This window comes from Anoxybacteroides tepidamans (assembly GCF_014201465.1).
Taxonomy (GTDB): domain Bacteria; phylum Bacillota; class Bacilli; order Bacillales; family Anoxybacillaceae; genus Anoxybacteroides; species Anoxybacteroides tepidamans.
Genome location: NZ_JACHEP010000027.1, coordinates 1 through 13,084, shown reverse-complemented (window position 1 = coordinate 13,084; position 13,084 = coordinate 1). Strand labels below are relative to the sequence as shown.

Here is a 13,084-nt window from a genome sequence, read left to right as displayed (position 1 = left end):
AGTGGCTCTTTTTTATTTTCACTCAATTTTCATCAAAACGTCGTATGATGAGGTGAGGATCAGGGGCTGGCGTTTTTAGAAAGAGAAAGGTGGTGGATTGAAGCATATTGATACATAACTTTTGCCCTGTTGATGGAAATTCGATAACGTAAAAGAAACGGAGGAAGTGATATGAAATCAAAGTGGAGGATCGATGGGTGGCTGACAGTTATTGTGCTGTTATCGGCATTTTTATATTTCTACAATATCGGCAAAGCCGGTTCGAACGTGTATTATACGGCCGCAGCGAAAAGCATGACGGCAAATTGGAAAGCTTTTTTCTTTGCTTCGCTTGACCCGACAGGATTTATTACGGTCGACAAGCCGCCCGTTGCGCTATGGTTTCAGGCGCTGAGCGTGGCCATTTTTGGCGTAAGTGATTGGAGTGTGTTGCTTCCTGAAGCGCTCGCTGGCGTTTTGTCGACATGGCTCATTTATTTTATCGTAAAGCCGTTTTTCGGACGGATTCCTGCGTTATGGACGAGTTTGATTTTAGCTTGCACGCCTATTTTTGTCGCCGTGACCCGGACGAACAACCTTGATACGATTTTAATTTTTACCCTTTTAGTCGCGACATGGGCACTGATGAAATCGATTCATACGAAAAAAGTTTCATGGCTCATTATTAGCTTTGCGTTAGTTGGGATCGGCTTTAATATGAAAATGATGCAAGCGTATATGGTGCTGCCTGCATTTTATTTGTTTTATTGGATCGCGAGTAGCGCGACTTGGAAAAAGCGAATCAAACATTTATCCATCGCTACAACCATCTTGCTTGCAATCTCGGTATCTTATGCAGCGATTGCGGACTTTATGCGAAAAGAAAAGCGTCCATACATCGGAAGCAGCCAAACGAATTCGGTGTTTGAGTTAGCGTTTGGCTATAACGGAATCGGGCGGCTCACTGGTACAGCGGGTCCGGGGGGCAATCGGATGATGTCAAATGCGCCGGCTTTCGGAGAAAATAGACAAATGACTTCGCCGTCAATGTTGAATATGAACGATGGTCAAGGAAATAACGTGCCACCGCAGATGCCGAATATGGGGTCGGAATTTAGACCAGGAGAAGGACAGCCTCCTGGAGGAAGCATGGGAGGAGTCGGAAGAGGTGAAACGGGAGATCCGGGATTGCTTCGTCTTTTTAACAAACAAATGTCGGGGCAAATTAGTTGGCTACTACCGTTCGTTCTATTTAGTACAATTGGGCTTGTCATATCCTTTCGCAAGCAGCGTGCTTTTACGCTCTCGCACAAAATGGCCGTATTTTGGCTCGCTTGGCTCGTTCCAATGATGGCGTTTTTTAGCATTGCAGGATTTTTCCATCGTTATTATTTAAGCATGATGGCCCCTGCGATTGCGGCGCTTGTGGGGATCGGCAGCGCGATGCTTTGGGAGTTTTACAAAGAGAAGCAACAATGGAGCCAATGGTTGCTTCCAAGCGCTTTCTTAACAACGTTTTTATTTGAAGCATATGTGTTATACCAAAATCGTGCCTCGATTGCTAGTGTGTGGATGCTATCTATCGCCTTATTCGGACTGGCTGTGTTCGTCTTTTTGATCGCATTCCGTCATAAAGAAAAGGAGGCATATTATACAAAAATAGCGGGGCTGATCGGGCTTTTAATCATGCCTTTTTACTGGTCTTTGACTCCGGTTTTATATGGCGGCAACAGCATGATCCCGTATGCCGGACCTGATTTAAAACCGAATGATCAACAAGGGGATCGGATGATGTTCAGAATGGGAAGAGGCGAAGCGAATGAAAGCTTAATTCAATATTTAGAAAAGAATTACAATGGCGAAACTTATTTAGTAGCAACTTTTCGGGCTACCGAAGCGGCGCAAATCATGTTAAAAACGGATAAAGCCGTCATGGCGATGGGAGGATTTTTAGGCAGCGATCCTGTGCTCACACCGGAAAAGCTAGAGAAAATGGTGAAAAACGGAGAAGTGAAATATTTCTTAATCTCCGGATTTGGAGGCGGCGGTGAAAGCAACAATGAATTAGTGCAATGGATCCAAAAATATTGCCAACAAGTTCCAAAAAAAGAATGGCAAAGTGGCCAATCTGTAAACGATCAACACCCGTTTGGCAGAGATGGAGCGGAACAGCTTTACAAATACGAAGGATAGGAGGAGAACAGTATGGTGAAGTATTCCGTAATTATTCCTGTATATAATGGAGCACTTGTCATTCGCGAAACGTATAAACGGCTCAAAAGGGTGATGGAACAAACAGATGGACTGTATGAGTTATTGTTTGTCAATGACGGAAGTGAAGATGAAACGCTCGACATTTTAAAGGAGCTGGCTGTGCGGGATGACACGGTCAAATATTTGAACTTCTCGCGAAATTTCGGCCATCAGATCGCGATTACCGCTGGAATGGACTATGCTTCCGGAAAAGCGATTGTGATCATTGACGCCGATTTACAAGACCCTCCTGAACTGATTTTCGAGATGATTCAAAAATGGAAGGAAGGGTATGAAGTCGTTTATGCGAAACGAATAAAGCGAAAAGGAGAAACGGTCTTTAAAAAAGTAACGGCCTATCTATTTTATCGCTTACTTCGGGCAGCAACGGAAATTGACATTCCGCTTGACACCGGAGACTTTCGCTTGATCGACCGGAAAGTGTGCGATCAATTAATCAGTATGAGGGAACGAAGCCGCTTCGTGCGCGGGCTGGTGAGTTGGGTAGGATTTAAACAGACGGCAATTGAATACGAACGCGACGAGCGTTTTGCCGGAGAGACGAAATATCCGCTCAAAAAAATGTTGCGATTTTCGATGGATGGCATCACCTCATTTTCCTATAAGCCGTTAAAAATGGCGAGCCTTTTAGGATTCCTTCTTTCGTTTTTTAGTGTGATTTGGATGATGGTTGTGCTGTATTTAAAGCTATTTACCAACTTGACTGTCACAGGTTGGTCTTCGCTGTTGATGGCAATCCTCTTTTTCAACGGCGTCGTACTTATTATGCTAGGAATTATTGGGGAATATATTGGTCGCATTTACGATGAAGTGAAACATCGCCCGCTTTATATTTTAAAAGATGGTTGGAGAGTTGGACAAAAGAATGAAAAGGTGCCATATTATGTGGAATAACAAAGGGAACATTATCACCGTCTTTCGTTTTTGCGTTGTCGGGGTGGGAAATACACTCATTGATTTCGGAGTGTTTTTCCTTCTCACTTCCTTCGGGGTTTCTTATTTTTTGGCACAAGCTTGCTCCTATAGCGCGGGAGTAATGAATAGTTATGTTTGGAATCGAATGTGGACGTTCCAAGTACAGCAAAAAGCGACCGTTCAAGAATTTTTTCGATTTATTTTGATTAATGTTTTTTCGTTAAGTACAACATTTGTTCTGTTATATATCTTTCGACAAATCGGGGATATGTCATTACTCTATAGCAAGGTGATCGCGACAATTGGCGGAATGGCTGTTAACTTTGCTGGAAGCCGCCTTTGGGTATTTCAACCATCAATCAATGAAAGAAGTGAAGGGTCGTGAATGCGACGATACATCGATGGAAGTACTTTGATATAGAAACAAATCGCTTAGATATAGACAAATGGGCGAGATTTTCAAAGGCGAATATGGAAGAAGGGTGGCAACGAGAAGAAATACGAAAGCCGTTAGTGTGTCTAGATGAGAAATGGAGAGAAAGAATTAGCGGTGATGATATGACTCCCACCTATATGTAAAAGGTGGGAGATTTTTGTGTAGGTGCAAGAGGTTTTGAGCAAAAAGGTTTTGTTATGGACGATTGTTTGTTGGCATATTGTTTGGCTTTTCGGCGATTTCTTTTGAAAATTCTATTGTCGCTAAGCTTGGTCTTCGCATGCGGCGGTTCATAAAACCGTTAATGCTGCGCATTGCGCGGCGAATCGGACGTTTAAGCGCATATTGAGCAGTTTGTTGTCTTCTCATGTTAAAAGCAGCAGTTGCAGCCATTCCTAAACCGAAACTAAGAATCGTCCAAATCATCCCTCTATTATTACGACAGCCTGTTAGACGTAACAATTGGTTCCACATCGTGCGATTACGTCCAAAATTAAATAGACGTAAAAAGTTCATTATGTCTCCACTCCTCTTTTTTTCAATTTCAATGAGAATGAATGGTGTTGAACATTTATTAATGTTTGTTAATGAAATCGAATCATACATGGAAAAGAATGGCTCGTAAAAACGTAACATGCAAGCGAGTGTTATGTATTTAACGTTGTATCAGCCAAAAAATTGTTTAAGTTTTTACACCAATGAAAGAATATTCAAAAAAATAGTTCTTTATTTTTTTATTCGATGTTATAATCATGTTATTAAATATAACGTTAGAGGTGAGTTTTTATGTTTTTATTGAAGTGGCGTGCAAAAACAAGTGAAAATGAACGTTCGGATGGAGTGTTTCAAACAGATCATCAACACGTGATGGGGCAAATTGAAGTAGCCGCAGATCAGTTAAAAGGGGTTATTGAACAGATGAAACTTGCGGCACTTTCGCTAAATGAAACCTCTACGTCAAGTAAAACAAGCACGATGGAATTAATGAGTCATCTTGAGATGACAATGAATTATACGCTGCAAGTGTCGGAAAAGATGAGAATGATCGAATCGTCCGCCTTAAAAATTTCAGGGGTTTCTCAAGAAATTCATTCGAGCAGCCAATTGTTTTATGAAGAATTGATTCATTCATGGAATTCGTTGAAAAAATTGCAAGATGAGATGGATGAGTTGCGCAAAAGTCATCATATTTTGTTGAAACAAATGGAAAGTTTAGTGAACCAGTCCCAAGAGATCAACCAAATTCTTTCGACCATTGGCGCGATTTCACAAAGAACGAGCATTCTTGCATTAAATGCCAATATTGAATCGGCAAGAGCAGGGGAGCACGGAAAAGGATTTTCGGTCGTGGCGAATGAAGTAGGAAACTTGGCGAGTCAAACGTCGAAAGCGGTGGAACAAACGCGCGAAATTCTGTCGTTGATCCAAAAAGAAATTGCCTCAACAACGAATATGGTGAAAACAGAAACGGAACAAATTGAAAATGGTTCAAAGGAAATGATGAACGTACTTCATATTCTAGATTCTTTTAAGGAAAAATTAAGCAATATCACCACAATGGTATTTGATTCTACGCAAGCGGTTGATGCGCAAACAGCCAGCGTTCAAGAAATTGCTGCGTTGCTTGAGCAAATTTCCGCTATGGCTACAAAAAATAAAGAGCATGCTCATCAAGTGACGCTCGATATGGATCTTCAACATCAAAATGTTGAACAAATTATGCGCATTAATGGTGCGTTAGAAAAAACATCTGATGAGTTGCAAAGCATTATCAAAAAAGATGATACGATCGCTGCTGTTTCCATCGATGACATGGTGATTGAAAATACGAAAAAGAAAATTTCCCATTTGCTTCAATCCCGCCCGTTATATGAAATGAACAAACAACAGCACGAAAAATACCTTAATGAATTTTTGCAGTCCGATGCCAATATTGAAGCTGTTTGGTCCAACTATTTAGACGGAACGTTCGTTTATTCCAATCCTCCTGCGGGGCTTGTCAACGCCAAAGCTCGCCCGTGGTTTATCGAAGCAAGCAAAGGGCGCGTCTATGTTTCAGATATTTATACATCGGCATTGACAAAACGCCCTTGCCTTACGATCTCGGCTCCTATTGTTCACCATAATAAAATCGTTGGTGTCATTGGTGTGGATTTGAATGTTACCGTTATGTAAAAAAGAACACAAACTCGCCCTTACTTAGATAAAGGTTAGGTAAGGGCGAAAGTTTTTATAGATGGTGTGCCATTTTCTCTAATTGTTCAGCCGAAGCCGCTACGTTGGCGATCGATTCATTGATCTCGGATACGACATGAACATATTGCTTCATTTCGCTGTCAATGCGCTTGTTTTGTTCCCGGATTTGCTTCAAGGATAAGGCGAAAGTATCGAAAAAATGATTGATTTGTTCCATATCATTAGCACCATCAACAACGAGCGATACCATCGACTCTAATGACTGGGAAATGGTGTCGATTTTTTTATTTAGCTCGCTCAAAATTTCAGTCACGCCAGCGACAGATTGTTTTGTTTGCGATGCTAAGTTGCGTACTTCGCTAGCGACGACGGCAAATCCTTTTCCGTGCTCTCCAGCTCGCGCAGCTTCAATCGAAGCATTTAGCGACAACATATTCGTTTGATCAGCGATCGCGGTAACAAGGCTATTAATGTTTTCGATTTTGGAGGCAGATTGTTGCAAGTTGTGCACTTCTGTTTGTATTTTTTTCATCATCTGTTGGATACTAAGCATAGTTGTTTGCTGGTGTCGCAATTTTCCTTGTCCTTCGGCAGATTGTTGTTCGCTGACGTCCGTAATCATCGACGCTTCTTCAGCACACCGCAAAATATCTTTTGTTTGATCGGTCAACTCAGCAACAGAAGAACTTGCTTGACTTGATATCGCTGAAAGCTCTTGTACCATTGCTTTCAGTTGCTCTTTCAGTTTGTTTTTCATTTGTTCTATTTGAAGCCGTGCTTCTTCGTTTGCTTTTTCATATTGCTCTAAAACGAGTTGCTGCTCAAAATTCAAGATTTTTGTCACTGATTTAGTAGCTTCAATAAGCATGTGCGGCTCGCGCATGTGCGGTGTAATGACTTCTAAAATAGATAAGAGCAATTGTTGAAAGGCGCACATGTACCATTTAGGCAATAAGCCGATTCGCAAGTGAGCAACAGCGATGCGTGTTCGCTTTGCAATAAATTCCTCATCGATCTTTCCGTTAAACATTTCAATAATATGAATTTTAAGCGTCTTTTTTAATCGTTCAGTCGAGCTATGACGATGAATAATTTCAAGCAGCGACGGTTCTTTTTGCAACGTATCATAAAAACGGGTAACAATCCAATCGATTTTTTCTTCGATGAATGGTTTTAGTTTTGCAAGCAACGCTAGATCTTGCTCTGTTAGTTCAATCATTTCGATTTGTTTGTTTATCGTCGGATCTTGTAGACGAACAGGCCTGTTTGGAGCATCTAATCTTTCCGTTGTGATCGTTGAGGAATGTTCTTTTTTTATGAAAAATGAGAAGTTCATTCGTGATCGCTCCTCTTGGTAAATTAATATAAACACAGTACTAAAATATGTTATCGAACATTTCGGAAAAATGGAATAAGTAAATCATCCTAATCAACTAAGTTTTTAAAAAAAGAGAAAAAAGCGGTATACTAAAGTTATAAAAGATTGAACGAGGAGAGAGGGAAATGGAAACAGAGAAAGAAAAAATGTTAAACGGGAAATTGTATTATGCAGCCGATCCGCAATTAGTCCAAGAGCGTGAACGGGCGAGAAAGCTCACTCGTTTATATAATCAAACGCTCGAAACAGAGTATGAGAAACGAATGAGACTGTTAAAAGAATTGTTCGGTTCAACTGGGAACAACGTGTATGTTGAACCGAACTTCCGTTGCGACTATGGCTATAACATTCACGTTGGCGAAAATTTTTATATGAATTTTGATTGCGTGATTTTAGATGTGTGTGAAGTGCGAATTGGCGATAACTGCCTAGTCGGTCCTGGTGTGCACATTTACACAGCGACGCATCCGTTGCATCCGCAGGAAAGAAACACAGGGTTAGAATACGGGAAACCGGTTCGCATTGGTCATAATGTATGGATTGGCGGGAGAGCGGTAATCAATCCAGGGGTGAACATTGGCGATAATGTTATCATTGCCTCCGGCGCCGTCGTTACGAAAGATGTGCCAAGCAATGTTGTCGTTGGAGGAAATCCGGCAAGAATCATTAAGCGCATAGAAATTTGAGTTTGAACCTCTCATCATACGATGGGAGGCAAATGCTTTTTTTCAATATGAATTTAACTTGAATATTTAGGATCTAACGGACACTTGTTTGAAAAAATCTCAAACATATTAGGAAAACTCAATCATCTATCGCTTCATAATCAATCTTTCAACTTCATAAATTATGTTTTGATTATAGTACTATTATTAATAGATAGTTATGAAGGATTCCAAGACAAAAAGCTGAATAAATAATAAAAGAACAGCGATTTTGAACGAATGCCATCAACGTTGGGATCAAGGAAGCCATTCATGAACTAGCGCAAAATATGCAAAGAAAAAGGGAAAGGAAGGGAAAGTGATGAAAACAACGGCGGACAAAAAGAAGTTGTATATTAATGGAGAATGGATAGAGGCGGAATCGTACACGATATTACGGTCTCCGTATTCTGGAGAGGCGTTGGCGGAAATTCCGATGGCAACTGAAGCGGAAGTAAAACGGGCGATTGCAGCTGCTTACGAAACAAGACGGACGATGGCGAAAATGCCAGCACATGAGCGGTCAGCAATTTTAGAAAAAGTGGTTGCTCTTCTTCAAGAACGTGCGGAAGAAGCTGCAAGGACGATTGCACTAGAAGCCGCTAAACCAATCACGACAGCAAAAGCGGAAGTGGCTCGCACGATTCAAACATACAAATTTGCCGCTGAAGAAGCGAAGCGCATTCACGGAGAAACGATTCCGCTTGATGCCGCGCCGGGCGGGGAAAATCGCATGGCGTTTACCGTAAGAGAGCCGATCGGTGTGATCGGAGCGATTACGCCGTTTAACTTTCCGATGAATTTAGTGGCACATAAACTGGGACCAGCCATCGCTTCTGGAAATACGGTCGTGCTGAAGCCGGCGAGCCAAACGCCGCTTTCGGCGTATTTTATTGCCGAATTGTTTGAACAGGCAGGACTGCCGAAAGGGGCGTTAAATGTCGTGACCGGAAGTGGAAAAACGGTCGGTGATCAAATCGTAACCGATCCGCGCATTAGCATGGTGACGTTTACGGGCAGTCCAGAAGTAGGCATTGGCATTCGCAATAAAGCAGGGCTTAAACGTGTGACTCTCGAACTCGGTTCCAATTCTGCCGTTATTGTCGATGAACAAGTGGATGTTGATCGCATCATTCCGCGGTGTATAGTTGGCGCATTTTCGTTCCAAGGGCAAGTGTGCATTTCGCTGCAGCGCATTTACGTACATGAAAAACGGTATGAAGAGTTCGTCGAAAAGTTTGTTGCGGCGGTGAAGCAGCTGAAAGTAGGCGACCCGCTCGATCCAAGCACAGACGTTTCTGCTCTAATTTCCGAGAAAGATGTCGAGCGTTCGTTGCATTGGATCGAAGAAGCGAAGCAAGGTGGCGCTACCGTTGCAATTGGCGGTGAGAGACAAGGGAATATGTTATTGCCGACGGTGATTTTAGATGCGGCACCAACGATGAAAGTATCGTGCCAAGAAGTGTTTGCACCAATTGTGTTGATTAATAAAGTTTCCTCCATCGATGAAGCGATTGAGCTTGTCAATGACTCGCGCTACGGATTGCAAGCCGGCATATATACGGACAACGTCCATACAGCATGGGAAGCGGCAGAGAAACTGCACGTCGGCGGGGTGCTTATTAACGACATTCCGACGTTCCGCGTTGATCATATGCCATATGGCGGCGTCAAAGAAAGCGGGTTTGGCCGCGAAGGAATTCGCTATGCGATTGAAGAAATGACAGAGTTAAAACTCATCATTTTTAATCGCAATCGGTAACAAACTTCCGTATCACCTGTTTGGGTGGTACGGATTTTTTATATTGAAAAAAGGAATTTTGAAAATGGTGCGGAATAAATTAAAAGGAAATCGGTCAAACAGGGGGATGGCAATGGAAACAGTAGTGCTTTCATTTTCAGGAAATTTGGCGGTATTGGAGTTGAACCGTCCGGATTCGTTAAATGCGATGGACGTGCAAATGTTGAATGAATTGGTCGAAGCGCTGCGCCAAGTAGAACAAAGCGATGCGCAGCTTCTTGTCATTCGCGGGAGAGGGAGAGGGTTTTCCGCTGGCGGCGATATTAAAACGATGCTTAGCGTAGAAGACCCAGAAAAATTTCATGAAGTCATGAATACGATCCAGCAAGTTATAGCGACATTGTACAGCATGCCGAAAATGGTCATTGCCGTCGTTCATGGACCAGCGGCAGGGCTAGGGTTGAGTTTCGCTTTAGCCAGTGACTATGTCATTGCGACGAAAGAGGCGCGCTTGGCGATGAACTTTATCGGCATTGGACTGATTCCGGACGGAGGGGGACATTTCTTCTTAGCGAAACGGGTCGGCGAAACGAAAGCAAAGCACATCATTTGGGAAGGGAAACCGATGAACGCTCACGAAGCGTATGAACTTGGGATCGTCGACTTCATTGTTGAGGATGAGAACGAAGCGGAGCAAAAAATTGCTGAGTGGCAAGCAAAACCGCTGCAAGCGATGATCGCCACCAAAACGTTGTATGCTAACTTAACAAAAGAGGAACTATTAAAAGTGCTTCAATTCGAAACGGAAGCCCAACAAAAAATGCGGCAAACGGAAGACCACCGCGAAGGTGTGCGCGCATTTCTCGAAAAGAGAAAACCGAACTTTACAGGTCGGTAAGGAACGAACGGCTCTTGCTTCGCAACATTTACGCAAGAGCCGTCTTTTTTGTATAAGGCATATACAATGGAATGATTCTAAATAAAATCCGCTCTTTTTAAAAGCCTTTTAATGGAACGATTTGCTTCATATAAAATAGTGTCTTTGTCGATAGTTTTTAACACTTTGTTTTCCATGACAATTTGCCCGTTAATAATAGTTGTTTCGACGTCGTCTCTTGAAGCAGAATAAACGATTCGCGAAATGGGATCGACATCATAAGAAGGATACGTGTGGAAATTATTCAAATTTAAGATAACCAAATCCGCTTTTTTGCCAACTTCAATACTTCCAATTTCATTCTCTAAGCCAACTGCTTTGGCACCACCAATTGTTGCCATTTCAAAGACGCTTCTAGCATTCATAGCTGTAGGTCCATATGTCGTTTTTTGAATAAGGGCTGCTAGTCTCATTTCGTTAAACATATTTAAATTGTTGTTGCACGGAGCCCCGTCCGCACCTAAGCTTAAAGAAACTCCCATGCTAAGCAAGTCTGGAATATCAGCGATTCCTGATGCCAATTTTAAATTTGAGCCGGGGCAATGGCTAATATGAACTCCCTTTTCCTTAATTATTTTCTTTTCCCGCTCATTTAGCCATATGCAGTGGGCTAATATCAACCGTTCATTTGCCAGCCCAAGATAGTCAAGGTATTCAATATTTCTCATGCCCGTTTCATTTTGCACGATTTCAATTTCTTTACGATTTTCGGCCGCGTGGGTATGAACTTTTACATTATACGCTTCCGATAAATTCTTGACCTCTTTCAACAACGTTTCCGTACATGAAATAACAAAGCGAGGAGAGAAGGCATAACGGATTCTTCCACTATCAAACATATTCCATTTTTCTAGTAAATCGACACTTTCTTGTATAGAATCAGACGTCTTTTCTTGTAATCCGATTGGAACATCATTTCCTTTATCCATCATCACTTTTCCCGATAATGCTCTTATTCCGCTTTTGGCGATAGCTTGAAAAGCAAATTCTGTATGATGCACTGTTTCCATGTCGACGATGGTTGTCGTGCCGCTTTGGATAAGTTCGCCGATACCGAGCATGGCTGAATAATAGATCGATTCTTCATCATGTGCTGCTTCTAATGGCCAAATCCGTTTTTTTAACCAGTCTAATAACTCTAAATCATCCCCTTTTCCTCGAAAAAGAGTTTGACATAAATGAATGTGAGTTTGAATAAATCCTGGTATGACGGTGCGATTTTTCGCATCAATGATTTTATCAGCGCGATTTGGATTTAATTCTGTGCCGATTGAGTGAATCGTGTCATTTTTTATGAAAATGTCGCCGATTATAATTTCATTGGCACGATTCATCGTAATAATTTCTGCATTTTTAATTAACAAAGTTCCCATTCGATCCCCTCCATTAACGCAATTTTGCGTAACAATAGCTGCTTAATTGATTCATATTTTCTTTTCATGCTTCCTGAGCCACTGTATAACAATCTAGTGACCCCCACCGAACGAAACAACTCACTCAATCACTATCTCTGCTTTTTCAGCTGAAAAGAGGAATATACATAGATCGTTATATCTCTTCTGTAATAAAATATAACATATCACGTTAATTTTATCTCGATTCTTTTCTATGTTCATTGGTAAAATTGTTATAAATTTTATAGATGTTTGTACAATTTCACTAAAACAATATAAAGGTGAGCGTATGAAAATTTCAGAGATATTTTACACTTTCCTGTTATTCGTCATGCAAAATGAATTGTGAGGCATAAAGGGAAGTATATAGCATGATGGATGCTCCTGAACAACAAAAAAACCGAAATATGGTCATTTACTGTGTTTAACTCATGGTGCTAGATGGCGATGGACGCTAATTGATCCTGTATTTTCCACAGGTCGTGATTACACAGCAAATACGGAAAACGCTTGAAAGTAACAAGATTATGACATTCAACCAGCACCACAGGTTGTGTTTAGAAAAATGCTTAGAAAAAGTCTAAAAGATCCCGGATATTATTTTTCGCTTTCAGTTAGCATTTCGCATATAATAAATGTTAAATTTTATGACATCCATATTCCTTATACTACTGAATGCCGGCATAATTTTTATGCAATTTGTCAACTATTCTAAAAAAAATTATATAATTTAACCAATGACATCCATAATGCTTTGTTTTATCATGTTATAAAAAATAACATTATATGTAATGTGTATTGCAAATATTGGAGGGAGTGTCATTGAACAAAAGCAGAGAACAGGTTCGTATTATTTCTATTGGTCTGCAACATGTATTAGCGATTTTGGTGTTATAAAAAATACAATCAAATTAATATTTAGCAAGGAGTTAGAACAATGTTTTACTTTTGCTTTTCTTAAAATAGATATACGAGGAGGACAAAGAAGTGAGAAAATACTTCCAATTTGATGAGCTCGGCACAAATTACCGGACGGAAATGATTGCCGGGTTAACGACGTTCTTATCAATGGCTTATATTTTATTCGTCAACCCGTTCACACTTTCATTAGGAGCGGTGAAAGATTTTCC

The 13,084-nt window shown here is 41.1% G+C and carries 11 protein-coding genes and 1 pseudogene; 9 read left to right on the top strand and 3 right to left on the bottom strand.

Features of this window, described 5'->3' with window-relative positions; all coding sequences use genetic code 11:
- The first annotated feature begins 171 nt into the window (after nt 1-171).
- The 4 genes from HNQ34_RS15385 to HNQ34_RS15370 are packed head-to-tail and all read left to right on the top strand — an operon-like array spanning nt 172 to nt 3,747.
- The gene (locus HNQ34_RS15385) at nt 172-2,172 is read left to right on the top strand and encodes a glycosyltransferase family 39 protein (RefSeq protein WP_183256129.1); all 2,001 of its coding nucleotides are present in this window, start codon (nt 172-174) and stop codon (nt 2,170-2,172) included.
- A 12-nt stretch (nt 2,173-2,184) separates the two neighbouring features.
- Nucleotides 2,185-3,147 (top strand): glycosyltransferase family 2 protein, encoded by a 963-nt coding sequence (locus tag HNQ34_RS15380; protein WP_183256126.1) that lies wholly within the window; start codon nt 2,185-2,187, stop codon nt 3,145-3,147.
- Nucleotides 3,119-3,553 carry a GtrA family protein gene (locus tag HNQ34_RS15375; protein ID WP_246364254.1) on the top strand — a complete coding sequence of 145 codons (435 nt, stop codon included), beginning with the start codon at nt 3,119-3,121 and terminating at the stop codon, nt 3,551-3,553. The genes HNQ34_RS15380 and HNQ34_RS15375 overlap by 29 nt, the downstream gene beginning before the upstream one ends.
- Nucleotides 3,550-3,747 carry a hypothetical protein gene (locus HNQ34_RS15370; protein ID WP_183256122.1) on the top strand — a complete coding sequence of 66 codons (198 nt, stop codon included), beginning with the start codon at nt 3,550-3,552 and terminating at the stop codon, nt 3,745-3,747. Before HNQ34_RS15375 ends, HNQ34_RS15370 begins: the two co-directional genes overlap by 4 nt.
- Nucleotides 3,748-3,799: 52 nt before the next feature.
- Here HNQ34_RS15370 and HNQ34_RS15365 read toward each other — a convergent pair whose 3' ends face one another.
- Nucleotides 3,800-4,120, bottom strand: coding sequence for a hypothetical protein (locus HNQ34_RS15365; RefSeq protein WP_183256118.1), 321 nt, complete (start codon nt 4,118-4,120; stop codon nt 3,800-3,802).
- 270 nt (nt 4,121-4,390) lie between these two features.
- On the opposite strand from HNQ34_RS15365, the gene HNQ34_RS15360 reads away from it, so the two are divergent.
- Nucleotides 4,391-5,779 carry a methyl-accepting chemotaxis protein gene (locus tag HNQ34_RS15360; protein WP_183256117.1) on the top strand — a complete coding sequence of 463 codons (1,389 nt, stop codon included), beginning with the start codon at nt 4,391-4,393 and terminating at the stop codon, nt 5,777-5,779.
- Nucleotides 5,780-5,834: 55 nt separating this feature from the next.
- Here HNQ34_RS15360 and HNQ34_RS15355 read toward each other — a convergent pair whose 3' ends face one another.
- Complete coding sequence (locus HNQ34_RS15355) at nt 5,835-7,136, bottom strand: globin-coupled sensor protein (protein WP_183256115.1); 1,302 nt, start codon at nt 7,134-7,136, stop codon at nt 5,835-5,837.
- 167 nt (nt 7,137-7,303) lie between these two features.
- On the opposite strand from HNQ34_RS15355, the gene HNQ34_RS15350 reads away from it, so the two are divergent.
- From HNQ34_RS15350 to HNQ34_RS15340, 3 genes are all read left to right on the top strand, one after another.
- Nucleotides 7,304-7,864: a sugar O-acetyltransferase gene (locus HNQ34_RS15350; protein ID WP_183256113.1), complete on the top strand. Its 561-nt coding sequence runs from the start codon at nt 7,304-7,306 to the stop codon at nt 7,862-7,864.
- 340 nt (nt 7,865-8,204) lie between these two features.
- Nucleotides 8,205-9,644, top strand: a complete 1,440-nt coding sequence (locus HNQ34_RS15345; RefSeq protein ID WP_183256111.1) for an aldehyde dehydrogenase family protein — start codon at nt 8,205-8,207, stop codon at nt 9,642-9,644.
- A 112-nt stretch (nt 9,645-9,756) separates the two neighbouring features.
- A complete protein-coding gene (locus HNQ34_RS15340) occupies nt 9,757-10,521 on the top strand; it encodes an enoyl-CoA hydratase (RefSeq protein ID WP_183256109.1) in 765 nt (254 codons plus the stop codon).
- A 77-nt stretch (nt 10,522-10,598) separates the two neighbouring features.
- Here the strand turns inward: HNQ34_RS15340 and HNQ34_RS15335 are convergent, their stop codons facing one another.
- Nucleotides 10,599-11,933 (bottom strand): 5'-deoxyadenosine deaminase, encoded by a 1,335-nt coding sequence (locus tag HNQ34_RS15335; RefSeq protein ID WP_183256106.1) that lies wholly within the window; start codon nt 11,931-11,933, stop codon nt 10,599-10,601.
- A 1,008-nt stretch (nt 11,934-12,941) separates the two neighbouring features.
- Between HNQ34_RS15335 and HNQ34_RS15330 the strand changes: the two are divergent.
- Nucleotides 12,942-13,084 (top strand): annotated as a pseudogene (locus tag HNQ34_RS15330) (NCS2 family permease); the annotation flags it as partial.

Bases quoted from the DNA above. Each gene is read 5' to 3' on its own strand.
- HNQ34_RS15385 (WP_183256129.1), top strand. From the start codon at position 172: ATGAAATCAAAGTGGAGGATCGATGGGTGGCTGACAGTTATTGTGCTG.
- HNQ34_RS15380 (WP_183256126.1), top strand. From the start codon at position 2,185: ATGGTGAAGTATTCCGTAATTATTCCTGTATATAATGGAGCACTTGTC.
- HNQ34_RS15375 (WP_246364254.1), top strand. From the start codon at position 3,119: ATGAAAAGGTGCCATATTATGTGGAATAACAAAGGGAACATTATCACC.
- HNQ34_RS15365 (WP_183256118.1), bottom strand. From the start codon at position 4,120: ATGAACTTTTTACGTCTATTTAATTTTGGACGTAATCGCACGATGTGG.
- HNQ34_RS15360 (WP_183256117.1), top strand. From the start codon at position 4,391: ATGTTTTTATTGAAGTGGCGTGCAAAAACAAGTGAAAATGAACGTTCG.
- HNQ34_RS15355 (WP_183256115.1), bottom strand. From the start codon at position 7,136: ATGAACTTCTCATTTTTCATAAAAAAAGAACATTCCTCAACGATCACA.
- HNQ34_RS15350 (WP_183256113.1), top strand. From the start codon at position 7,304: ATGGAAACAGAGAAAGAAAAAATGTTAAACGGGAAATTGTATTATGCA.
- HNQ34_RS15345 (WP_183256111.1), top strand. From the start codon at position 8,205: ATGAAAACAACGGCGGACAAAAAGAAGTTGTATATTAATGGAGAATGG.
- HNQ34_RS15340 (WP_183256109.1), top strand. From the start codon at position 9,757: ATGGAAACAGTAGTGCTTTCATTTTCAGGAAATTTGGCGGTATTGGAG.
- HNQ34_RS15335 (WP_183256106.1), bottom strand. From the start codon at position 11,933: ATGGGAACTTTGTTAATTAAAAATGCAGAAATTATTACGATGAATCGT.